This is a genomic window from Bradyrhizobium retamae, assembly GCF_001440415.1.
GTDB classification, from domain to species: domain Bacteria; phylum Pseudomonadota; class Alphaproteobacteria; order Rhizobiales; family Xanthobacteraceae; genus Bradyrhizobium; species Bradyrhizobium retamae.
On record NZ_LLYA01000160.1, the window covers coordinates 15,450 to 36,279 of the forward strand.

22 protein-coding genes are annotated in these 20,830 nt (G+C 62.5%); 14 read left to right on the forward strand and 8 right to left on the reverse strand.

The window, feature by feature from the left end:
* Positions 1-3: 3 nt before the first annotated feature.
* Positions 4-354, reverse strand: a complete 351-nt coding sequence (locus CQ13_RS21790) for a hypothetical protein (RefSeq protein ID WP_057844899.1) — start codon at positions 352-354, stop codon at positions 4-6.
* A 95-nt stretch (positions 355-449) separates the two neighbouring features.
* Between CQ13_RS21790 and CQ13_RS21795 the strand changes: the two genes are divergently transcribed.
* Both CQ13_RS21795 and CQ13_RS21800 read left to right on the forward strand, forming a co-directional pair.
* Entirely contained in the window at positions 450-986 is a 537-nt protein-coding gene (locus CQ13_RS21795) for a TetR/AcrR family transcriptional regulator (protein WP_057844960.1), read from the forward strand.
* A gap of 50 nt (positions 987-1,036) precedes the next feature.
* Complete coding sequence (locus CQ13_RS21800) at positions 1,037-1,234, forward strand: Trm112 family protein (protein WP_057844900.1); 198 nt, start codon at positions 1,037-1,039, stop codon at positions 1,232-1,234.
* A gap of 70 nt (positions 1,235-1,304) precedes the next feature.
* Here CQ13_RS21800 and CQ13_RS21805 read toward each other — a convergent pair whose 3' ends face one another.
* Positions 1,305-2,522 carry a ubiquinone biosynthesis hydroxylase gene (locus CQ13_RS21805; protein WP_057844901.1) on the reverse strand — a complete coding sequence of 406 codons (1,218 nt, stop codon included), beginning with the start codon at positions 2,520-2,522 and terminating at the stop codon, positions 1,305-1,307.
* Between the two features lie 225 nt (positions 2,523-2,747).
* Here CQ13_RS21805 and tesB point away from each other — a divergent pair, with 225 nt between their 5' ends.
* Entirely contained in the window at positions 2,748-3,608 is an 861-nt protein-coding gene (gene tesB / locus CQ13_RS21810; protein WP_057844902.1) for an acyl-CoA thioesterase II, read from the forward strand.
* A gap of 13 nt (positions 3,609-3,621) precedes the next feature.
* On the opposite strand, the gene CQ13_RS21815 is transcribed toward tesB, so the two are convergent.
* Entirely contained in the window at positions 3,622-4,509 is an 888-nt protein-coding gene (locus tag CQ13_RS21815; RefSeq protein WP_057844903.1) for a DUF4339 domain-containing protein, read from the reverse strand.
* Between the two features lie 246 nt (positions 4,510-4,755).
* Between CQ13_RS21815 and CQ13_RS21820 the strand changes: the two genes are divergently transcribed.
* The 4 genes from CQ13_RS21820 (at position 4,756) to CQ13_RS21835 (ending at position 8,618) form a co-directional block, all read left to right on the forward strand.
* Complete coding sequence (locus CQ13_RS21820; protein WP_028348351.1) at positions 4,756-5,094, forward strand: P-II family nitrogen regulator; 339 nt, start codon at positions 4,756-4,758, stop codon at positions 5,092-5,094.
* Positions 5,095-5,185: 91 nt separating this feature from the next.
* Positions 5,186-6,493: an ammonium transporter gene (locus CQ13_RS21825; RefSeq protein WP_057844904.1), complete on the forward strand. Its 1,308-nt coding sequence runs from the start codon at positions 5,186-5,188 to the stop codon at positions 6,491-6,493.
* A gap of 306 nt (positions 6,494-6,799) precedes the next feature.
* Positions 6,800-7,138: a P-II family nitrogen regulator gene (locus CQ13_RS21830; protein ID WP_057844905.1), complete on the forward strand. Its 339-nt coding sequence runs from the start codon at positions 6,800-6,802 to the stop codon at positions 7,136-7,138.
* Between the two features lie 37 nt (positions 7,139-7,175).
* Entirely contained in the window at positions 7,176-8,618 is a 1,443-nt protein-coding gene (locus CQ13_RS21835) for an ammonium transporter (protein ID WP_057844906.1), read from the forward strand.
* Positions 8,619-8,745: 127 nt separating this feature from the next.
* Here the strand turns inward: CQ13_RS21835 and CQ13_RS21840 are convergent, their stop codons facing one another.
* Positions 8,746-9,156 (reverse strand): type II toxin-antitoxin system VapC family toxin, encoded by a 411-nt coding sequence (locus CQ13_RS21840; RefSeq protein WP_057844907.1) that lies wholly within the window; start codon positions 9,154-9,156, stop codon positions 8,746-8,748.
* On the reverse strand, positions 9,153-9,389 hold the full coding sequence (locus CQ13_RS21845; protein WP_057844908.1) for an AbrB/MazE/SpoVT family DNA-binding domain-containing protein: 237 nt from the start codon (positions 9,387-9,389) through the stop codon (positions 9,153-9,155). Before CQ13_RS21845 ends, CQ13_RS21840 begins: the two co-directional genes overlap by 4 nt.
* A 172-nt stretch (positions 9,390-9,561) precedes the next feature.
* Between CQ13_RS21845 and CQ13_RS21850 the strand changes: the two genes are divergently transcribed.
* The 4 genes from CQ13_RS21850 to CQ13_RS21865 all read left to right on the forward strand — a co-directional run bounded on the left by CQ13_RS21850 (position 9,562) and on the right by CQ13_RS21865 (position 15,209).
* Positions 9,562-10,788, forward strand: a complete 1,227-nt coding sequence (locus CQ13_RS21850) for an aminotransferase class I/II-fold pyridoxal phosphate-dependent enzyme (protein ID WP_057844909.1) — start codon at positions 9,562-9,564, stop codon at positions 10,786-10,788.
* A 13-nt stretch (positions 10,789-10,801) separates the two neighbouring features.
* The gene (locus CQ13_RS21855; RefSeq protein WP_057844910.1) at positions 10,802-13,249 is read left to right on the forward strand and encodes a DNA translocase FtsK; all 2,448 of its coding nucleotides are present in this window, start codon (positions 10,802-10,804) and stop codon (positions 13,247-13,249) included.
* A 118-nt stretch (positions 13,250-13,367) separates the two neighbouring features.
* Complete coding sequence (locus CQ13_RS21860; RefSeq protein WP_057844911.1) at positions 13,368-14,174, forward strand: outer membrane lipoprotein carrier protein LolA; 807 nt, start codon at positions 13,368-13,370, stop codon at positions 14,172-14,174.
* Between the two features lie 219 nt (positions 14,175-14,393).
* Positions 14,394-15,209 carry an exodeoxyribonuclease III gene (locus tag CQ13_RS21865; RefSeq protein WP_057844912.1) on the forward strand — a complete coding sequence of 272 codons (816 nt, stop codon included), beginning with the start codon at positions 14,394-14,396 and terminating at the stop codon, positions 15,207-15,209.
* 164 nt (positions 15,210-15,373) lie between these two features.
* Here CQ13_RS21865 and CQ13_RS21870 read toward each other — a convergent pair whose 3' ends face one another.
* Both CQ13_RS21870 and CQ13_RS21875 read right to left on the reverse strand, forming a co-directional pair.
* Positions 15,374-15,814, reverse strand: coding sequence for a cyclic nucleotide-binding domain-containing protein (locus CQ13_RS21870; protein ID WP_057844913.1), 441 nt, complete (start codon positions 15,812-15,814; stop codon positions 15,374-15,376).
* Positions 15,815-15,864: 50 nt separating this feature from the next.
* Positions 15,865-16,551 (reverse strand): response regulator transcription factor, encoded by a 687-nt coding sequence (locus CQ13_RS21875; RefSeq protein WP_028348340.1) that lies wholly within the window; start codon positions 16,549-16,551, stop codon positions 15,865-15,867.
* Positions 16,552-16,819: 268 nt separating this feature from the next.
* Between CQ13_RS21875 and CQ13_RS21880 the strand changes: the two genes are divergently transcribed.
* Together CQ13_RS21880 and CQ13_RS21885 are read left to right on the forward strand one after the other, a co-directional pair.
* Positions 16,820-17,389, forward strand: coding sequence for a L,D-transpeptidase family protein (locus CQ13_RS21880; protein ID WP_057844914.1), 570 nt, complete (start codon positions 16,820-16,822; stop codon positions 17,387-17,389).
* A gap of 16 nt (positions 17,390-17,405) precedes the next feature.
* Positions 17,406-18,191: a 2-keto-4-pentenoate hydratase gene (locus CQ13_RS21885; RefSeq protein WP_057844915.1), complete on the forward strand. Its 786-nt coding sequence runs from the start codon at positions 17,406-17,408 to the stop codon at positions 18,189-18,191.
* 47 nt (positions 18,192-18,238) lie between these two features.
* Here the strand turns inward: CQ13_RS21885 and CQ13_RS21890 are convergent, their stop codons facing one another.
* The gene (locus CQ13_RS21890; RefSeq protein ID WP_057844916.1) at positions 18,239-18,916 is read right to left on the reverse strand and encodes a YggS family pyridoxal phosphate-dependent enzyme; all 678 of its coding nucleotides are present in this window, start codon (positions 18,914-18,916) and stop codon (positions 18,239-18,241) included.
* 117 nt (positions 18,917-19,033) lie between these two features.
* On the opposite strand from CQ13_RS21890, the gene CQ13_RS21895 reads away from it, so the two are divergent.
* On the forward strand, positions 19,034-20,725 hold the full coding sequence (locus CQ13_RS21895) for a GGDEF domain-containing protein (RefSeq protein ID WP_057844961.1): 1,692 nt from the start codon (positions 19,034-19,036) through the stop codon (positions 20,723-20,725).
* Positions 20,726-20,830 lie beyond the last annotated feature (105 nt).

Genomic DNA, 20,830 nt, shown 5'->3' on the forward strand with positions numbered 1-20,830 from the left:
CCTCTAGTATCCTGCCACCGCGAGCACGACGACGGCGCCGAGGGCTTTCCAGCCGAAGCCGCGGCCGCGCGACCACCACGCATTGGCGGCGGCGGCAAAGGCGTAGACCGCGACGATCGTTGCGACGATCCAGTGCCGCGCGCTCTCCGATCCAAACGAGGGCGCGGCAATCAGCAGCACTCCGCCGCCAATCCAGGCCACCGTACCCGCCTGCCATACCAGGCGGATGAGGGTGCGCAGGCTTTCGGGCTGAATGGTCGCCTTGGCGAACACCTTAGTTTCCCCGAGCATGCCGTGAATCAAGGCCACCGCTATGCCGGCAACGCCGGCGCATTGCAGAATGAGATCGCGCATCGGATAACCTCTCCATACAGAGCTGTATGGTTATGCGGTGCATTCTGGTGCTTGTCAATACACTGATGTATGGTGGTGATAGCGCGGAACCCAGCATGAGCGATCAATTATCGGCAAAGGACTGGCTCGATCAGGGCCTGAAGACGTTGGCGACCCGTGGCTTCACCGCACTGAAGGCGGAGCCTTTGGCCAAGACGATGGGAGTGTCGCGCGGCAGCTTCTATTGGCATTTCGCCGATATCGGCGCGTTCCATGCCGCTATACTCGCGCGTTGGCATGAGGTCGCGGCCGAGCAGATCATCGCCAATGTCGAGGCGGCCTCGAAGGACGAGAACCCGCTCGCGCTGCTGCTGCGCCGCGTGTTCGGTGAACGGCTGATGTTGGAACGGGCGGTCCGCACCTGGGCGAGCGTCGATCCCGCCGCCCGCGCCGCCGTGCAGGCGATCGACCGGCGCCGGCTCGGCTATGTCGAAGGTCTTTTGACGCAATCCGGACTGTCGACGGATGTGGCCCGCGCCCGGGCGCAAATCCTGTATTGGGCATTTCTCGGCTTTGCGCTATCGGACCAGCCGTTGTCGAAAGCACGCCAAGAGGTCGTGGTCGACGAACTGGTGCGGATGGCCGCGTCATGACACCTCGCGATTTGGTATGCTAAGGGGCTACGCCTATCTGGAGACAGTAAATGACAGCCCCGCCCGAACGCCTCGACGGCACCGTCGATCCAAAGTTGCTGGAGATCCTGGTCTGTCCGGTGACCAAGGGTCCGCTCGAATTCGATTCGAACCGGCAGGAATTGATTTCGCGTTCCGCCAAGCTCGCCTATCCGATCCGCGACGGCATCCCGATCATGCTGCCGGAAGAGGCACGGAAGATCGAGTGACGAAGCCGGCGGATGGTGAGTGGCGAATAGCGAATGGTCTATTCGCCGCTCCCTATTCGCCATTCGCCTTCTACAGCGCCTCGCCCTTCAACAGTCGCGGCACCTCGCCCGACAATCCGGCTGCCTGGCGGATGAACAAGTTCTTCAGCGGCGGCGCACGATCGACGAGGCCGAGCCCGATATCCCGCACCGTGCGCAGCAGCGTCGATTCGTTCGAGAACAGAAAATTCAGCGAGTTGGTCGCAACGCCCATCGCCATGGTGTCGAACCGCCGCCAGCGCTGGTAGCGGTCGAGCACATCGGCCTGCCCGGGATCGATGCCGAGCCGGGCCGCATCGACCACGACTTCGGCCAACGCCGCGACGTCCTTCAAGCCCATATTGAGCCCCTGCCCCGCGATCGGATGAATCACATGCGCGGCGTCGCCGACCAGCACCAGCCGCTCGGCGATGAATGAGCGCGCAACGAAATAGCCGAGCGGAAACGCGCGCGGCTTGTCGAGCGCCTTGATCTCCCCGAGGTGCAGCCCGAAGCGCTTCTCGAGCTCATCGTGGAATTCGGCCTCGCCGAGCGCAGTGATGCGTGCGGCCTCGGTCCGGTTCTCGGTCCACACCAACGACGAGCGCTTTCCGCTCAGCGGCAGGATCGCGAACGGACCTGCGGGCAGAAAATGCTCTTCGGCGCGGCCGTGATGATCCCGTTCATGGCCGACGGTGACGACGATGCCGGATTGATCGTAGTTCCAGCCATGGGTGGCAATGCCGGCGCGCTCGCGCAGTTTCGAGCGCGCGCCGTCGGCGGCGACCAGCAGGCTTGCCTCGATGACACCGCCGTCGGCGAGCGTCACGGTGACGCCATCGGAACGTGAATCGTAAGTCGAAACGGCGGTAGCCCGGAGATCGATGCCTTCGGCCTCGGCGCGCTCGACCAGCGCGTCGATCAGGCGGCGATTCTCGACCATGTGGGCAAACGGCTCGCCGGGTTCGACATCTCCTGCAAACGTCAGGAATACCGGGCGTGTCGCGTCATCGAGCCTGGAATCGGTAACGACCATGTCGAGGATGGCTTGCGAATCCGATACCTGATCCCAAACGCCGAGCGTCTCGAAAAGCCGCCGGCAGGCGGCCACAATGGCGGTCGCGCGTGGGTCGCGGCTCGGCCGCACCCCGAGCGCGGGATCGGCGACGACCACGGGAATCTCCGCGCCAAGGCCCTGGCGGAGCGCCAGCGCCAGCGCCAGCCCGGCGAAGGCGCCGCCGCAGATGACAATACTTCGCTGTGTCGCCATGCGATCCGTACCCGGTTATGCCCTCAGACCAGACTTGCTACCTGATAATAGCTGGGCGAAACAGGGCCGAGAAACAAGGTTAAGCCGTCATTAAGCCGTCATTCCGGGGCGACACGCAGTATCGAACTATGGGGCGCCCCTTGCGCCCCTGAGAACCTCGAGATTCCGGGTCTGGTCCTTCGGACCATCCCGGAATGACGCTGGAATCCAACCGAAAGCAGCACCATGTCCAAAGGCCTGATTGACCTGATTTCCATCCTCGATCTGGAGCCGCTCGAGGTGAACCTGTTCCGCGGCAACAGCCCGAAGACGAGCTGGCAGCGGGTGTTCGGCGGACAGGTGATCGGGCAAGCCATGGTTGCGGCATGCCGCACTGTTGAAGGCCGCCTGCCGCATTCGATCCATTGCTATTTCATCCTGCCCGGCGATCCGCAGATTCCGATCATCTACGAGGTCGAGCGGCTGCGTGACGGCAAGAGCTATTCGACAAGGCGCGTCACCGCGATCCAGCACGGCAATGCGATCTTCTCCATCATGGTGTCTTTCCATGCCGAGGAAGAAGGCGCGTTCAATCATCAGGACAAGATGCCTGACGTGCCGCCTCCGGAGAAACTCACCGCCGAGGAAGTGGCAAAACAGCCGATGTTCCGCGAGATGCCGGAATTCATCCGCCGCTACTACGAATCCGACCGGCCGATCGAACTGCGCCCGGTCGAGCTCGGCCGCTATTTCGGCCAGAAGATCGACGACGGGCGCATCCATGTCTGGATCCGCACCGCGGCCAAGTTGCCCGACGATCCGGCGCTACACATGTGCGCGCTGGCCTATGCATCGGATTTCTCGCTGCTCGACGCGGTGATGGCGCGGTACGGCCGCACGCTGTTCGACAAGCGCATGATGCCGGCGAGCCTCGACCACGCGATGTGGTTTCACCGGCCGTTTCGCGCCGACGAATGGCTGCTCTACGCGCAGGATTCGCCGAGCGCGCAGGACGGCCGCGGATTGACCCGCGGCCTGATCTTCAAGCCTGACGGCACACTGGTGGCGTCGGTCGCCCAGGAAGGCTCGGTCCGCCAGCGCAAGTAAGAGCGCCGGCGCGTTAAGCGTTCGCCAGCGTTCCGCGCTCGGCCAGCGCGAATTGCGACGCGTACCAGCGTGCGTACCAGGCCAGCATCCACGGGATCGGAATGATGAAGATGCAGGCGATCACGAACACGAAGGTTCGCCACAGCACTTCCAGTCCGGACGCGGTGAAGATGACCTCGCGCTGCGTGCCGTCGATGTTGCGGCAGATCCAGCGCATCCAGGCCGTGACCACCCAGGCCCAGCCGATGATGGTAATGAAGGATACATACAACAGCACGTGCCAGCCGACATAACCCAGCGCGCTGCCGTTGAAGGCGATCGGAAGCGGCTGGTCGTTGGAGCTCAGGTTGGAAGCGATCCAGCGAATGACCATCCAGGCCAGCACGGCCTGAATCGGGATCGAGAGGTATTGCAGATAATAGAGGTCGGCCGAGCCCACATAGGTCAAAATGCCGATGGCGATGAAGACGTACCAGATGTCGAGGGGCTGGCCGGTGAAAGCAAGGTTCGGCCGGCCAGGCACGTAGAGGCGGGAAAAGATCCAGCGATAGAACCAGGTCGCAACCCAGGGCGCCGGAATCACCAGCACCATGCCGATGACGAACACAAGGCTGCGCCCGAGGAGCTCCCACAAACCCACATCGATCGATAGCGCACCGCCGCCATAACCTCCACCTGCAGCCGTAGGTGGGCCACCTTGTTGCGTGAAGGCGGGCGGGCCTGATCCGCCGGGTATCATCCCCGGAATTTCTCCTGCCCGCTGCCAGCCCGACATTCCCTCGGTCCAGACCAGCGTATCCGCCCCGACCATGCCGCGGGTGATGAGGTCGCGAAGCTGGACCTCCGGATAAGGACCCTGTTGCTGGCCGTTGGCTGCATAAAACCACGATCGGTTCGACATTTTATTTCCTTGAGCCGTGGAAATGGAGGTAGCCGGCGGGCGGCTGGGGATGAAACCGCATTTTGGCGGACGTTACAGGTGCCTGTACAGTGATCGATGTCACCAGCTCGAAATGTTTTCCCCTTCTACCTGCAACTTTTTTGTGCCATTTGCCCAGAAAGATGCCAGATTTGCGTCGGCGGTCCGCCGTCGGGCACCCAGCCTGTCGCGTGCTCAAAAATACCCCAGAGAAATGAAGGCCTGACCATGAAGCTCGTCGTCGCGATCATCAAACCCTTCAAGCTTGACGAGGTACGCCAGGCGCTGACGGCCATCGGCGTCCACGGCATGACGGTGACGGAGGTCAAGGGCTACGGCCGCCAGAAGGGCCACACCGAAATCTATCGGGGCGCCGAATATGTCGTGAACTTTCTGCCCAAGCTCCGAATCGAAATCGCGGTCGCCTCCGACGTTGCGGATAAAGCGGTCGAGGTCATTACCGCGAACGCGCGTACCGGGCAGATCGGCGACGGCAAGATCTTCGTCACACCGATCGACCATGCGCTGAGAATCCGCACCGGGGAAACCGATAGCGACGCGCTCTGAGACATCACGGAATTTTAGGCGCGGCGGCAACGACGCTGAACGCGCGAAGCCAAGAAGCGGCAACGAAACGACAACCGGCCGGGGGAAATTTATGGGGGCACCATCGTGTCGTGCAGCAGGCAATGCTGCGCTCATTACGCTTGCGGCGAGCTTCGCACTCATCACGCCGGTGCAGGCCGAGACGTCCACCATCAGTGCCGCCGACACCACGTGGATGATCGTCGCCACCGCGCTGGTGCTGATGATGACGATACCGGGCCTGGCGCTGTTCTATTCCGGCATGGTGCGCAAGAAGAACGTGCTGGCGACCATGGCGCAGAGCCTCGCCGCCGTCGCGATCATCTCGATTCTCTGGGTGGCCTTCGGCTATTCGTTGGCTTTTGTCGGCGATGGCGCCTGGATCGGCACGCTCGACCGCTGGTTCCTGATCGGCATGACGATGGAGAGCGTCAATCCGGCGGCGAAGACGATTCCGGAAGCGCTTTTCATGCTGTACCAGATGACCTTTGCGATCATCACGGTGGCGCTGGTGGCGGGCGCGGTGGCCGACCGGATGCGGTTCTCGGCCTATCTCCTGTTCTCCGTCGGCTGGTTCATGTTCGTCTATGTGCCGCTCGCGCACTGGGTATGGGGCGGCGGATTCCTTGCCACCATGGGCGTGCTGGATTTCGCCGGCGGCCTCGTCGTGCATCTTTCCGCCGGCGTCGGCGGACTGGTTGCCGCGATGGTGATGGGCCGGCGTCATGGCTATGGGAACGAGAACCTCGCGCCGTTCGACCTCTCGCTCGCCGTGATCGGCACTGGATTGTTGTGGGTCGGCTGGTTCGGCTTCAACGGCGGATCGGCGCTGGCCGCGAACTCGCGCGCAGTCATGGCGATCACCGCGACGCATCTGGCCGCCTGCGCCGGCGCGTTGGCCTGGGCCGCGATCGAATGGGCGACACGACGCAAGCCGTCGGTACTCGGCATGATCTCGGGCGCCATCGCCGGTCTCGGCACGATCACGCCGGCCTCCGGATTCGTTGCGCCGTGGCACGGCATCGTCATTGGCGTTGTCGCGGGAACGCTCTGCTTCTGGGCCTGCACCTGGCTCAAGCAGCGCTTCAAATATGACGACTCGCTCGACGTGTTCGGCATCCACGGCATCGGGGGATTGACCGGCACATTGCTCGCCGGCGTTTTCGCGGTGAACGCGATCGGAGGTACTGCCGGCCTGATCGAGGGCAATGCGCAGCAAGTACTGACCCAGCTCTATGGCGTCGCGGTTACCCTCGTCTGGTCTGGCGGCATTACCTTTATCCTGCTTAAGCTGGTGGGCGTGTTCGCGCCGCTGCGGGTATCGCTGCAGCAAGAGCTGGAAGGCCTCGACATCTCGCAGCACGGCGAAGCCCTGCAATAGGCACCCACCGTATTGCCGTTTTCTTGCCCTGCTGCTGAGCACGATTGCGTCGGCCGTCAGGGCCCTGCCCACGTTTTGGGCACGCCTGATTACGCTTTGGGCGCGGCGGAATGGCGCAGGAAGATGCAACCCTCGCAGAGGGCGAAAAGGTCCGGATTCATAGTCTGTTAGGGAACGATCCCGATCTGGCACGGCATTTGATTCTAAGGGTCCCGACTGTGCCCGCGTAGTGAACATCTTCGCGTGGTGAACCTCAGTCGAGAACGCCCGGTCCGCTGACCCGGGCCCAAGCGGGGACCAAGACCCATGAAAATTATTATGGCGATCATCAAGCCATTCAAACTCGAAGAAGTCCGTGACGCCCTGACCGCCATTGGTGTTCACGGTCTGACGGTGACGGAAGTCAAAGGTTATGGCCGCCAGAAGGGCCATACGGAAATCTATCGTGGCGCCGAATACGCCGTGAGCTTCCTGCCGAAGATCAAGATCGAGGTCGCGGTCGCTTCGGACCAGGTCGACAAGACCATCGACGCCATCACATCAGCCGCCAAAACCGGACAGATCGGCGATGGCAAGATCTTCGTCATCAACCTCGATCATGCGGTTCGCATCCGCACCGGCGAGGCGGATGCCGCGGCCCTCTGATTTCGCGCTCAAACCTTACACTCAGGAGTAAAACCAAATGACGTTTAAACGTCCCTATAGCGCGGGATTGGCAGCCCTCGCAGTCGGCCTGTTCGCCGCGACCGCTGCCTACGCCGAGCCGACGGTCAACAAGGGCGACAACGCCTGGATGATGACGTCGACGGTGCTGGTGCTGTTGATGACGATCCCGGGCCTTGCGCTGTTCTATGGCGGCCTCGTCCGCTCCAAGAACATGCTCTCTGTGCTGATGCAGGTCTTCTACACCGTCTGCATCGCCATTCTGCTCTGGGCGCTTTATGGCTACAGCCTCGCCTTCACCGGCGGTTCCGACTTCATCGGCGGCTTCTCCAAAGCCTTCCTGATGGGCGTGACGCCGGATTCGAAAGCTGTGACCTTCAGCGTCGACGCCAACATCACCGAGCTCATCTACATCTGTTTCCAGATGACCTTCGCGGCGATCACCCCCGCCCTCATCGTCGGCGCCTTCGCCGAACGCATGAAGTTCGCGGCGATCGCGCTCTTCGTTCCGCTCTGGATCACACTGATCTACCTCCCGATTGCGCACATGGTCTGGTACTGGGCCGGCCCGGACGCGATCACGGATGCAGCCAAGGCGCTTGCCGCGGCGGCTGACGGTGCGGCGAAGACCGCGGCGCAAGCTAAGCTCGACGAGATCAACGCCGATGCCGGCTGGATCTTCAAGAAGGGCGCGATCGACTTCGCCGGCGGCACCGTAGTGCACATCAACGCCGGTATTGCCGGCCTCGTCGGAGCGCTCCTGATCGGCAAGCGCGTCGGCTACGGCAAGGAGCTGATGGCTCCGCACTCGCTGACCATGAGCATGATCGGCGCTTCGCTGCTTTGGGTCGGCTGGTTCGGCTTTAACGCCGGATCGAACCTGGAGGCCTCCGGCGGCGCCGCGCTCGCCATGACCAACTCCTTCGTTGCGACCGCAGCGGCGGCGCTGTCCTGGATGTTCGCGGAATGGATCGTCAAGGGCCATCCTTCCGTGCTCGGCGCATTGTCGGGCGCGATTGCGGGCCTTGTGGCGGTCACACCCGCGGCCGGCTTTGCCGGTCCGATGGGTGCGATCGTGCTCGGCCTTGTGGTCGGCGTCGTCTGCCTGTTCTTCTGTACGGTGGTGAAGAACTCGCTCGGCTATGACGACTCGCTCGACGTGTTCGGCGTTCACTGCGTCGGCGGCATCGTCGGGGCGCTCGGCACCGGTATCCTGGTGAATCCGGCCCTCGGCGGCACCGGCGTCATGGATTACGTCGCCGGCAAGATCGCCGACTACGACTTCGTCGCGCAGATGACCTCGCAGCTCTGGGGCGTCTGCACCACGCTGGTGTGGTCCGGCATCGGCTCGGCGATCCTGTTCAAGGTCGTCGACGTCATCGTCGGGCTGCGTGTCAACGTCGAGACCGAGCGTGAAGGCCTTGACGTCACCGAGCACACCGAGCGCGCCTACAACATGTAAGTTCTCCTGGGGTGCGATCTCCTAGAAGGGATCGCATCCACAGCTCCGGTTCGGGCACATACCCGGCAATGCCCTGACCGTTGAGGGGCTCCAGCGCAAGCTGGAGCCCCTTTCTTTTTGTGCTCCGCTATTGTTCCCGTTCCGGCGCGATCAGTTCGACCGTCGGGAAATAGGTTCGATAACGCCTTGCATCGCGTGTCAGCAGAGGTAGCTGCTCGACAGCGGCGTGAGCGCCAATGAAGAAATCCGCCAGCACGCCAGTGCGAAGGCCTCCGGCACCGCGATACCGCAGGTAAGCCTTGCCCGCGAGAAAAAGCGCGGTGCGCGGGATCGCCGCCAGTTCCATGTCCAAATTGCGGAGCATCGCGTCCACGCCTTCGACCGTGGCGTAGCACGTCGATATCTCGGCGTAGATGACATCATTGATGATAAGCGGCCCGGACGAGGCCGCTTGTTCGAGCCGTTGTTGCGACCAGTCCGCCCATGTTTCACCGTCGGTGACGACGTCCAGGAGGACGTTCGAATCGACGAGCGTCATTCCGGTTCGCCACGCAAGAGAGCCATCAGTTCATCGGTCGTCATGCCTGGCCCAGCCGAACCTCGCGCTTTGGCAAACCTGCTCGGCGGCCGAGGCCCATCGGCTTTTTCGATCACCACACCGCCATCGGCGCTGCGGCGGAAATCCACCTGGCTGCCAGGCTGAATCCCCAAATAGTCGCGAACACGTTTCGGAATTGTCACTTGGCCCTTGCTCGTCACTGTCGTCGCCATAGCAGCACTTCCGGAAGTAATACCCGTTCAAAATATGGTAATACCCTGCAAATTGTCCAGACCAGCCGATGGTTAATCGCGTCTTAACCTCGCCGTATCTATGGTGGTTTGATGGGTTTCCGGGGCTTGCTTAAGTCCTTTGACCGCTTTTGAAAGTGCTGGCGTTTCAGACATGGCAATGACCGCCTCTTCCGGCGTGGCGCAGGGCGCTGGCAGTGCAACCCCTGCCGGTCAGGCCGAACGCTCGCCGTTCTTGCGCACGACCGAGCTGCTGGCGCCCTACCAGCCGGCCAAGTCATTGATTACGCTGTCCCTCGGAGAACCGCAGCATCCGGTGCCCGACTTCGTCGGGCCGGTCCTGGCGAAACACATTGCTGAGTTCGGCCGCTATCCGCTTGCCAAGGGCATCGAGCCGTTCCGACGCGCCGCCGCCAACTGGCTTTCGAGCCGGTTCCAGCTCCCTCGCCCGATCGACCCCGAGAGCGAAATCTTGGTGCTGAACGGCAGTCGCGAAGGGCTGTTTTTCGCGGCGATCACCGCCGCCCGTTATGTTGGCCCGCGCAAGGGTAGGCCCGCGATCCTGATGCCCAATCCATTCTATCCGGCCTATGGCGCGGGCGCCCGAGCCGCTGGTTGCGAACTGATCTACCTGCCGACCACGCTCGCCAACGGATTCCTGCCGGATTTCGATACGCTAGACGAGGCGACGCTGGCCCGAACCGTGGCGATGTTCATTGCCTCGCCCGCCAATCCGCAAGGCGCCGTCGCCTCGCGCGATTACTTCACGCGGCTGAAGGCCCTCGCCGACCGCTACGGCTTCATGATCCTGAGCGACGAGTGCTATTCGGAAATCTACACCAGGCAGGCGCCCGGCAGCGCCTTGGAATGCGCCGGGCCTGATTTCACCAACGTCGTTGCGTTCCAGTCGCTGTCGAAGCGCTCCAATCTGCCCGGCATGCGCGTAGGCTTTGCCGCCGGCGATAGGAAGTTCCTCGCCGCCTTCCACGAGTTTCGCAATGTCGCGGCGCCGCAGGTGCCGGTGCCGCTGCAGCACGTCGCAGTTGCCGCCTATAGCGACGAGACGCATGTCGAAGAAAACCGCAGGCTTTATCGCATCAAGTTCGATCTTGCCGACCAGATTCTCGGCAGCCGTTACGGCTATGTGCGGCCTGCCGGCGGCTTCTGCGTCTGGCTCGACGTATCCCAGCGCGGCGGCGACGAGGCGGCGGCGGTGAAGCTTTATCGGGATGCTGGGGTCCGCGTGATCCCCGGCAGCTATCTGTCGCGGCTGCAGCCCGACGGCTTCAATCCCGGCGCGGGCTACATCCGTCTCGCGCTGGTCTCAGACAGTGAATCAACGGCCGAGGCATTGCACCGGCTGGTCGAAATTCTGGATTAATCGCAGGGCCCCAATGAGCATGCCAGCGATCGAACGTGTCATTCCCCTGGTCGGTCATCTGCCGGTCTCGATCCGCGAGGCCCTGGCGCGGCGGCTGCGCGAGCTTGCCGGCCTCAGCCTGATCGCGCTGTCCGGCGTGGCGGCGGCGGCGCTGATGACGTGGTCGGTGCAGGACCCAAGCTTGAGCCACGCGACGTCGCGCCCGATCCGCAACGTTCTCGGCTACCCCGGCGCAATCGGCGCCGATCTGTTGATGCAGATTCTCGGCCTCGGCGCGATCATGCTGATCCTCCCCGTCGCGGTGTGGGGTTGGCGCATGCTGACCCACCGCGCCTTCGACCGCGAAGCGCTACGCCTTGGGTGCTGGATTCTATCCACGGTGATCGCGGCAGGCTTTGCAAGCTGCTGGCCGCATGGCGGCGCATGGGCACTGCCGACCGGACTTGGCGGCGTCGTCGGCGACGCGCTGGTGCGTGCGCCCGCCGTCGTGTTTGGCCCGGCCGGCTTCACCTATCGTCTCGTGCTCGGCATCATCCTGTTTGCGGCGATGGCTGCGGCCTTTCTGTTTGCCAGCGGCGGGGGCTCGCGCCCGAAAGAGGAAGAGCTGACGCCGATCGAGGACGATGACGCGCCCTTCGTCGAAGAACAGGATCGCAGTTCGGTGTCGCTCGGATGGGTGTACCATGCCCTGATGAGCGCAAAGGCGCGGCTCGGGTGGCTGATGGGCGTGGCCTACCGATCGCTGGTGTCGAGTTCGCTGCCGCCTCGCAAGTCCTCGTTCGAACGTCAGGAGCCGAGCCTCGGTGGCCGCGCCGCACCGGCATTGGCCCCGCAGCAAGAGGAATTCGAGCACGAGGAAGAAGAGGAAGAGGAGGACGAGGAAGTTCCGGCCGCCCGCGCTCCGCGCAAGAAGCCTGCACCGCGCGCAGCGACGAAGAAATCCGACAAGTTCGAACTCCCTTCGGTCTCGATGCTGACGGCGCCGAAAGCGTCGGACCGGCAGCCGCTCAGCAAGGCTGAACTGGAGGCCAATTCGCGCGCGCTGGAAGGCGTGCTCGGCGATTTCGGCGTCCGCGGCGAGATCGTCAAGGCCAATCCCGGCCCGGTCGTGACGCTGTACGAACTCGAACCGGCGCCCGGCATCAAATCCTCGCGCGTCATCGGCCTTGCCGACGACATCGCCCGCTCGATGAGTGCGCTTTCGGCGCGCGTCGCCGTGGTTGCCGGCCGCAATGCGATCGGCATCGAGCTGCCGAATGCGCATCGTGAAAAAGTTTACCTGCGTGAATTGCTGACCACAAAGGACAGCAACGAGTCGACGGTGAAGTTGCCGCTCTGCCTCGGGAAAAACATCGGCGGCGAATCCATTATCATCGATCTTGCTCGCACGCCGCATATGCTGATCGCGGGCACCACCGGCTCCGGCAAATCAGTCGCCATCAACACCATGATCCTCAGCCTGGTCTATCGCCTGAGGCCGGATCAGTGCCGCCTGATCATGGTCGATCCGAAGATGCTCGAGCTCTCCGTCTATGATGGCATCCCGCATTTGCTGACGCCGGTCGTGACCGATCCGAAGAAGGCGGTGGTGGCGCTGAAATGGGCTGTGCGCGAGATGGAGGAGCGCTACAAGAAAATGGCCAAGCTCGGTGTGCGCAACATCGACGGCTATAATCAGCGCCTCGTCGAAGCCAAGGCCAAGGGCGAGGAGCTGACGCGCACGGTGCACACCGGCTTCGACAAGGAAACCGGGAAGGCGATCTACGAGGAAGAAAAGCTCGAGCTCGAGCCGCTGCCCTATATCGTCATCATAGTCGACGAAATGGCCGACCTGATGATGGTGGCCGGCAAGGACATCGAAGGCGCGGTGCAGCGTCTGGCGCAGATGGCGCGCGCCGCCGGCCTGCACGTCATTCTCGCGACGCAGCGTCCGTCGGTCGACGTCATCACCGGTACCATCAAGGCTAACTTCCCGACCCGTATCGCCTTCCAGGTCACGTCGAAAATCGACAGCCGCACCATTCTCGGCGAGATGGGCGCCGAGCAACTGCTCGGCCAGGGCGACATGCTCTATATGGCCGGCGGCGGTCGCATCAGCCGTGTGCACGGACCATTCGCTTCAGACGAAGAAGTCGAGAAGGTGGTGCGTCACCTCAAGACGCAAGGCGCGCCGGAATATCTGGAAGCGGTCACTGCGGAGGAACCGAGCGAAGAAGACGGCGCGGTATTCGATTCCACCGGCATGGGCGGCGATGGTGGCGGCGATTTGTTCTCGCAGGCGGTTGCGATCGTCAAGCGCGACCGCAAGGCCTCGACGTCCTATATTCAGCGCCGGCTGCAAATCGGCTACAACCGCGCCGCTTCGCTGATGGAACGAATGGAACAGGAAGGCATCGTTGGGCAGGCGAATCACGCCGGCAAGCGCGAAATCCTGGTCGAGGAGGAAGAGGGCGGATTCTAAAGCGCCGAACGTGGATTCGGCGCAACGAATTCACGGAAAAACGATATCTCCTTTGGTCGAAGCGCGATAAACTGGCGGGCAGCGGGATGCCTCGTTGAATAGAGATCCGAAACATCTGATGACACAACAACCCACCCATCGCGGGCTGCGCTCCGGACTGGCCCTTTTGGTCGCCACATCCATCGCCGGCTTTGCGACATCGGCTCTCTCGCAGACCGTGCCGGTTCCGAAGCCCGCGCCCAAGGCCCGCGACGGCAACGTGCAGATGAGCGCACAGGACAAGGTTCCGATGACGACCGGCGCCACCCAGGCGCCGCCGAATCCGGTGCTTCCGGATCCGCGCCGCAATGTCCCGGCCAATGTTTTTGCAACCTTCGATGCCAACCAGAAGGCGCAGGCTGCGCGGGTGAGTTCATATCTATCGTCGCTGCAGACGTTGGTCGGGAATTTCGTGCAAGTCGGCCCTGACGGCAGCAGGACCAAGGGCGATTTCTACATCCAGAAGCCGGGCAAGGTACGTTTCGAATATGACGAACCGAGTCCGATCGCGATTATCGCCGATGGTTCATCGCTGGCCGTGCGCGATCGCAAGCTCGCGACCCAGGACATCTATCCGCTGTCGCAAACGCCGCTGCGTTTCCTGCTGTCGGACCGGATCGATCTGTTGAAGGACACCAATGTCGTCAGCGTCACCGCCGATGACGTCTACATCAGCGTCACCATCGAGGAGAAACAGGCCCTGATCGGCACCAGCCGGCTGATGCTGATGGTTGGCGTGAAGGACGGCCAGCTCAAGCAATGGACGGTGACCGACCCGCAGGGTTACGACACCACGGTTGCGGTCTACAATCTGGACTCTTCCAAGAAGGTCGATCCCGGCCTGTTCAAAATCGACTTCACCAACTACTTCACTCCGGCGAACTGAGCGACGGCGTTCGTTTTCCTTCTTTCTGCGGAGCCGTAGGATGGGCTAAGTCACCGGGTCGCGCGAAATGCGCGCCCGATGACGGGCTCTGCGTGCCCACCATTCTCACCGAGATTGGGATGCATGGTGGGCACGGCGCGGAGCGCCTTTGCCCTACGAAATTCCACCTGTGGACAAAGCGCGCGACGTCGTCAGGAACCGTGGTAAGACACGGCTCCCATGCGTTTTTCCCTGACAACGTGGAATATCAATTCGGTGCGCCTGCGCATCGATATCGTCGCCAAATTCCTCAAATCGGCGCGACCGGATGTGCTGTGCCTGCAGGAAACCAAATGTATCGACGACGCTTTTCCGCTGAAGCGGTTCAAGCGTCTCGGCTATGAGCATGTCGCGCTGAACGGGCAGAAGGGCTATCACGGCGTCGCCATCGTCTCGAAACTGCCCTTCGACACCACCGAAATCAGAACTTTCTGCGAAAAGATCGATTCGCGGCATATTTCGGTGGCTTTCGGCGAGAAGGCCCAGCTTGCAAAGCCACTGGTGCTGCACAATTTCTACGTTCCCGCCGGCGGCGACATTCCCGATCCTGCGCTCAATCCGAAGTTTGATCACAAGCTGAAATTTCTCGACGAGATGAAAGCCTGCGAACCGCTGCATCCGCGCGGTGACGACCGGCATATTCTGGTCGGCGATCTCAACGTTGCACCACATGAAAACGACGTGTGGTCGCACAAGCAGCTTCTGAAGGTCGTCTCGCACACGCCGATCGAATGCGAAAAGCTCCTGGCGGCGCAGATCCATGGCGAATGGTTCGACGTCGCGCGCGAGCGGATCCCGCTTTCGGAAAAGGTATATACGTGGTGGAGCTACCGCGCCGCCGACTGGACGGTCGGCGACCGTGGCCGTAGGCTCGACCACATCTGGGTTTCCCGCGCACTGAAGGACGCTGTCAGCGATTTCAGGATCACCCGCGATGCGCGCGGTTGGGAGCGTCCATCGGACCACGTGCCCGTCACGGTGACGCTGGAGGTGTAGGTTCTTCGTCGCCCTGCGAACGCAGGGGCCTATAACCACAGCTTCAGTTGGTGAAGAGGCCGCTGGCCAAATTGTGAGGCCGCGTCCAGGATCGCGCTCGCGGAGCCTGTCATCGGGCCGGCCGAAAAGGCCGGACCCGTTGGCTCGCTTGTCCGGGACGGAGCTCAAATACTCAGCTTGGCGCCCGCCATCAGAATATCGCTGGCGAGCTGGCTGGTGCGGGTGGCGAGTTCGTCGCGCAGGCGGCGCGCCGCGCCGGGATCACTTTCGAGCACGCGCTGAAACAAGCTGCGTGACACCCGGATAACTGAGGAATGATCAAGCGCGACCGCGCTGGACGGCCGTTTCATGGCCACGATCAGTGCCAATTCGCCGATCAGGGCCCCGGGGCCCGCAACGACTTCAGCGCCGCCGTCTTCGACGCGGAACGAACCGCGCTGAACGATGTAGCCTGCATCCGCGTCGTCGCCCGCGTTGAACAGATAATCACCGGGAGAGAAATCGCGCTGCTCCGATCCGATCGCCAGCATGCGCAGCGCCGCCGTTCCCAACAGGCGTAATGTCGGGACCCGCTCGAGCAGGGCTACATCATCGTCGATCGACATGGACCGTTGACCGGGATGCGCGAAAATTACGAATCGTGGTTGCGAACGTATCACGGCACCAGTTTGTAACCACCGGCTTCCGTCACCAGGATTTCCGGGTTGGCCGCATCTTTCTCGATCTTCTGCCTGAGACGGTAGATGTGGGTTTCCAGCGTGTGCGTGGTAACGCCCGAATTGTAGCCCCAGACTTCCTGCAGCAGCGTCTCGCGCGACACCGGCAATTGGCCGGCGCGATACAGGAAGCGCAGGATCGCGGTTTCCTTCTCGGTCAGCCGCACCTTTCGGGCATTGGCGGCGGTCAGCATCTTGGAACCGGGCCGGAAACTGTAAGGGCCGACGGAGAATACCGCGTCCTCGCTGGCCTCGTGCTGGCGGAGCTGCGCCCTGATTCGGGCGAGCAGGACGGCAAACCTGAACGGCTTAGCGACGTAGTCGTTGGCACCCGATTCGAGCCCCAAAATGGTGTCGGAGTCGGTGTCGTGGCCAGTCAGCATGATGATTGGCGCCTTGAAGCCGCCCTTGCGAAGGCTGCGAACGACCTCCCTTCCATCGGTATCGGGCAAGCCGACATCCATCAGCACCAGATCGGGGGAATTGGCTTTGGCGGCGCTGGCGCCCTTGGCGCCGGTATCGACTGCGGAGGCTTCGAATTCCTCATGCAGCGACAATTGCTCCACCAACGTATCGCGCAGATCGGTGTCGTCATCCACGATCAGGATCTTGCGGGCATTGGGCATAGGATACGATCCTCTTGAGGCAGGCGGCGGACACAAGCGAGAGCGTCTCAAAGCCGGGTCTTGGTCGATAACAACCTGATTCGCAGGCAAACTTCACAAGCAAGCCGGGTTATCAGGCACTGATTCGCATTGAGGTAGGAGATTGTTACAGTTTCACAAGCCGAACCGCAGTCTATCCCAAATTTGAGGCGCGTTTGGATGAATGTCCTGTAATGCCGCCAAATAGAGCGATTGAGGTGGCAAGCAACCCCAAGATTCGGGCATTGGCATGGAAAGTAACGCCATTTCAATCACTTATAAGACAGATGCGCGTGATCGGCCGTTGACGGCAATCCGGGTCCACAGGGCCGCCGGCGACCCCTGCCGGGGCTGGCTGACGGCGGACGGCTGGACCGTGCCGGTGGCACTTGGCCGCGGCGGCATCCTCGCCAACAAACGGGAGGGCGACGGCGGCACGCCGCGAGGCATCTATCATCCGCTGCAATTGTGGTGGCGCGCCGACCGCCATCCCAGGCCGCGGACCTATCTGCCGGTTCGGCCGATCCGGCCCGAGGATGCCTGGTGCGAGGACCCGCAGGACCGCCGTTATAACCAGCCAATCCGTCTGGTCCGGGATCAGCCTGGTGACCGGCTGACGCGCGAGGATCACCTCTACGACTTCATCGTCGAAACCGATCACAACAGCTCGCCGCGAATTGCCGGCCGTGGCAGCGCCGTGTTCCTGCATCTGGCGCGGACCAATTTCTCGCCCACGGCGGGATGTGTCTCGATGACGAAATCCGCCATGCTGCGGCTGCTGCGGCGGATGGGACCGCAGACCAAAATCAAGATCGGCTGATGGGGAAGCAAAAACAATGCTCGACAGCAACGCAATAACGGCCGCGTCAAAGATCCTGCACGACCACTGGCGCGCCGGCACCAAATTTTCCGGCCTCGACGAATCGCTGCGGCCGCGCGATCGCCTTGAGGCCTACGCGATCCAGGCCGGAATCGAAAAATACTCGTCCGATAGCTTGTTCGGCTGGAAGATCGCGGCCACCAGCGTGGCCGGACAAAAGCACATCAACGTCGACGGCCCGATGGCCGGGCGCATTCTTGCCGAAACCGTCATACTCGACGGCGGAACAGCTTCGATGGCGGGCAACGAAATGCGCGTCGCCGAACCCGAATTCGCCTTTCGCATGCGCGTGGATCTGCCGGCGCGCTCCACGCCCTATACAATGCAGCAGGTCCTCGATGCGGTCGACACGCTGCATCCGGCCATCGAAATTCCGGATTCGCGGTTTGCCGATTTCGTCGGTGCCGGCGCAGCGCAGATCATCGCCGACAACGCCTGCGCGCATCTGTTCGTGCTGGGGCCCGCCGCAACGGTCGACTGGCGTTCAATGGACCTCGTCGAGGAACGGCCCGTCATCACGATGCACGGCGAGAAATTCATTGGCCACGGCAAGAACGTGTTGGGCGATCCGCGCATTGCGCTGACCTGGCTCGCCAACGAACTGCGCCAGCTTGGCGTGACGCTGAAAGCCGGCCGCGTCGTCACCACCGGCACCTGTCACCCACCGCTGCCAATTCAGTCAGGCGATTTTTGCGCTGTCGATTTCGGCGCGCTCGGAAAAGTGTCGGTGGGGTTTGAGTAAGCCGCGGCGTATGGGTCCCTGCGTTCGCGGGACGACGGCACAGACTTTTATCGCGCGCCAAAAATCGCCGAGCCGACGCGCACATGCGTCGCACCTATCTGGATCGCGACCGCAAAATCGGCGCTCATGCCCATCGACAGATTTTTCAGCCCGTTGCGCGCGGCGATCTTGGCCGTTAACGCGAAATGCGGCGCTGGCGCCTCGTTGACCGGCGGAATACACATCAAGCCGGAAATGGCCAGGCCGTATTTGTCGCGGCAACTCGCAATAAAGGCATCTGCCTCGCCGGGCGCGATGCCGGCCTTCTGCGGTTCCTCGCCGGTGTTGATCTGAACGAACAATTCCGGACGTTTGTTCTGCGAATTGATTTCCTTGGTGAGCGCTTCGCAGATGCTGGGACGGTCCACCGAGTGGATGGCATCGAACAGCGCGACGGCCTCCTTCGCCTTGTTGGATTGCAGCGGCCCGATCAGATGCAGCGCAATCCCGGGGTGGGCAGATACCAGCGGCGGCCATTTCGCTTTGGCCTCCTGTACGCGGTTTTCGCCGAACACGCGCTGCCCGGCATCGATAACCGGCGCAATCGCCGTTGCATCAAACGTCTTCGACACAGCGATCAGCGTCACCGATGTGCGCTCTCGGCGCGCCTCCCTGCAGGCGCGCGCGATGTCTTGCTCCACCTGAGCCAGGCCATTTGGTAAAGACTTGGTTAGCGGTGTCGCCATCTCACTCGCGTGATGTCCTGATTTCGGTCGGATGTTTTACGGCATTTCCTCGAATTTTACCAAGTTCGAGAAAGCCTTTTTGAACCCTTCACACTACCGTGCCGCGTAGGGGGCATGATGTCTGGCGTTAGTTTCAACCGCAATCGCGTCAAACTCAAGAAGCTTCTCGGAATCCGGGCGCGGCTTGCATTGCTCGCCGTGATGCTGGTGGCGCCCTTGATGCTGGAACGGGTCCGTTCGCTCGAAGACGCGCGCGCCAAGCAGATCGCGATGGCTTCGGAGGAATACGCCAACATTACGCTGCACACTGCGGAGACCCAGCGCGAGGTCGTTTCGTCAGTCGAAACCATGCTGAAATCGGCCGCCTATATCCGCGCCTCCAGCGGTATCGGACGCAGTTGCGAAATCCTGCGCGCCAGCCTGCCGACCAACCTGCCCTGGATCCGCAGCATCATGATCGTCAGCAAGGAAGGCGTGGTACAGTGCTCGACGCTGAACATGTTGGTCGGCCTCAATATCGGCGACCGTGACTACTTCAGGAAGGCGCAGCAAACCCGCGACTTCGATTTCAGCGACTATCTGTTCGCCAGGGTAAGCAACAGACCGATCCTGATGGCGGCCTATCCGGTAGCCGCAATCAATCCGGAAGAAGACGCCGTGGTGGTCGCCGGCATCAATCTGGACTGGATGTCGAAGATCATGGCCAAGCTCGGCGGACGGCCGGGCATTTCGGCGCTGCTGGTCGACAGCGCCGGCGTCGTGCTGGCCGCGCCGGCGGAAGAGGCCAGCATGATTGGCCAGCAGCTCAACAACGTGCCGCTGCTGACAGCCATCGCTCACAAGGCACTCGTTTCCGACACCCCGATGGGTTCGCTTCCCTTCACCGCAGCCGACGGGTCGCAGCGCGCGATCAGTTTCGCGCGCATTCCCGGCACGCAGTCCCGCCTGATCGTCAGCATCGACGAGGCCAAAATCACGGCGGCGATCAACCGCGATATCCGCACCGCCTATCTGCAGCTCGGACTAGTCTGCCTGTTCGTGCTGATCGGCGCGCTGATCGGCGCGGAAAAGCTCATCATCAACCCGATCGAAGTCATGACCGGCATGGCCAGGCGATTCGGCGAAGGCGACTGGTCAGCCCGCGTCTCGCACAGCCGCCTGCCGTCGGAGTTCATGCCGCTGGCCCGCGCCTTCAACGCGATGGCGGCGCAACTCAGCCAGCGCGAACGCGAGCTCATTGCCACCAACGACCGGCTCACCGTGATGGCCTCGATCGACATGCTCACCGGCCTCGCCAACCGGCGCGGCTTCCAGAGCCGGCTCGATTTCGAATGGATGAAGGCGCAGCAGTATCATACCGAGCTGTCGCTGCTGATGATCGATGTCGATCACTTCAAGCTCTACAACGACACCTATGGCCACCCGGAAGGCGACGCCTGCCTCGCCCGGATCGGCGAAGCGCTGGCCGGCATCGCCGCCGACAATCTGGGCTTTGCCGGCCGCTATGGCGGCGAGGAGTTCTGCCTGCTGCTGCCGAACACCAGCCCGCAGAAAGCACTCGAGATTGGCGAGACCGTGCGCGCCACCGTTCAAGGCCTCGGCCTGCCGCACATCACCTCCAGCCACCGCACCGTCACCGTCAGCGTCGGCGTCGCCGCGACGCTTCCGAACGACGCTCAAACCCCCGGCGAGTTGATCGAGGCGGCGGATGCCGCCCTCTACGCCGCCAAACACCGCGGGCGAAATAGCGTGGTCGAGCACGGCTTTGCTAAGCTGGTGGACAAGGCGGGGATCGCGATGGCCGGGTGAGCGGACGCTCCACGCCATCGGCCAAAACGCCCCGTCCCACTGTCCCACCCCGTTGACCCCGCAGCCGCTTTTGTGGCCTAGTCCGCCGTCCTCTGGACGGGACCC

Bases quoted from the DNA above. Each gene is read 5' to 3' on its own strand.
- CQ13_RS21835 (WP_057844906.1), top strand. From the start codon at position 7,176: ATGACGTTTAAACGTCCCTATAGCGCGGGATTGGCAGCCCTCGCAGTC.
- CQ13_RS21865 (WP_057844912.1), top strand. From the start codon at position 14,394: ATGCGTTTTTCCCTGACAACGTGGAATATCAATTCGGTGCGCCTGCGC.
- CQ13_RS21795 (WP_057844960.1), top strand. From the start codon at position 450: ATGAGCGATCAATTATCGGCAAAGGACTGGCTCGATCAGGGCCTGAAG.
- CQ13_RS21845 (WP_057844908.1), bottom strand. From the start codon at position 9,389: ATGGCGACGACAGTGACGAGCAAGGGCCAAGTGACAATTCCGAAACGT.
- CQ13_RS21895 (WP_057844961.1), top strand. From the start codon at position 19,034: ATGTCTGGCGTTAGTTTCAACCGCAATCGCGTCAAACTCAAGAAGCTT.
- CQ13_RS21805 (WP_057844901.1), bottom strand. From the start codon at position 2,522: ATGGCGACACAGCGAAGTATTGTCATCTGCGGCGGCGCCTTCGCCGGG.
- CQ13_RS21800 (WP_057844900.1), top strand. From the start codon at position 1,037: ATGACAGCCCCGCCCGAACGCCTCGACGGCACCGTCGATCCAAAGTTG.
- CQ13_RS21890 (WP_057844916.1), bottom strand. From the start codon at position 18,916: ATGGCGACACCGCTAACCAAGTCTTTACCAAATGGCCTGGCTCAGGTG.
- CQ13_RS21885 (WP_057844915.1), top strand. From the start codon at position 17,406: ATGCTCGACAGCAACGCAATAACGGCCGCGTCAAAGATCCTGCACGAC.
- CQ13_RS21850 (WP_057844909.1), top strand. From the start codon at position 9,562: ATGGCAATGACCGCCTCTTCCGGCGTGGCGCAGGGCGCTGGCAGTGCA.
- CQ13_RS21820 (WP_028348351.1), top strand. From the start codon at position 4,756: ATGAAGCTCGTCGTCGCGATCATCAAACCCTTCAAGCTTGACGAGGTA.
- tesB (WP_057844902.1), top strand. From the start codon at position 2,748: ATGTCCAAAGGCCTGATTGACCTGATTTCCATCCTCGATCTGGAGCCG.
- CQ13_RS21880 (WP_057844914.1), top strand. From the start codon at position 16,820: ATGGAAAGTAACGCCATTTCAATCACTTATAAGACAGATGCGCGTGAT.
- CQ13_RS21830 (WP_057844905.1), top strand. From the start codon at position 6,800: ATGAAAATTATTATGGCGATCATCAAGCCATTCAAACTCGAAGAAGTC.
- CQ13_RS21870 (WP_057844913.1), bottom strand. From the start codon at position 15,814: ATGTCGATCGACGATGATGTAGCCCTGCTCGAGCGGGTCCCGACATTA.
- CQ13_RS21825 (WP_057844904.1), top strand. From the start codon at position 5,186: ATGGGGGCACCATCGTGTCGTGCAGCAGGCAATGCTGCGCTCATTACG.
- CQ13_RS21840 (WP_057844907.1), bottom strand. From the start codon at position 9,156: ATGACGCTCGTCGATTCGAACGTCCTCCTGGACGTCGTCACCGACGGT.
- CQ13_RS21860 (WP_057844911.1), top strand. From the start codon at position 13,368: ATGACACAACAACCCACCCATCGCGGGCTGCGCTCCGGACTGGCCCTT.
- CQ13_RS21815 (WP_057844903.1), bottom strand. From the start codon at position 4,509: ATGTCGAACCGATCGTGGTTTTATGCAGCCAACGGCCAGCAACAGGGT.
- CQ13_RS21875 (WP_028348340.1), bottom strand. From the start codon at position 16,551: ATGCCCAATGCCCGCAAGATCCTGATCGTGGATGACGACACCGATCTG.
- CQ13_RS21855 (WP_057844910.1), top strand. From the start codon at position 10,802: ATGAGCATGCCAGCGATCGAACGTGTCATTCCCCTGGTCGGTCATCTG.
- CQ13_RS21790 (WP_057844899.1), bottom strand. From the start codon at position 354: ATGCGCGATCTCATTCTGCAATGCGCCGGCGTTGCCGGCATAGCGGTG.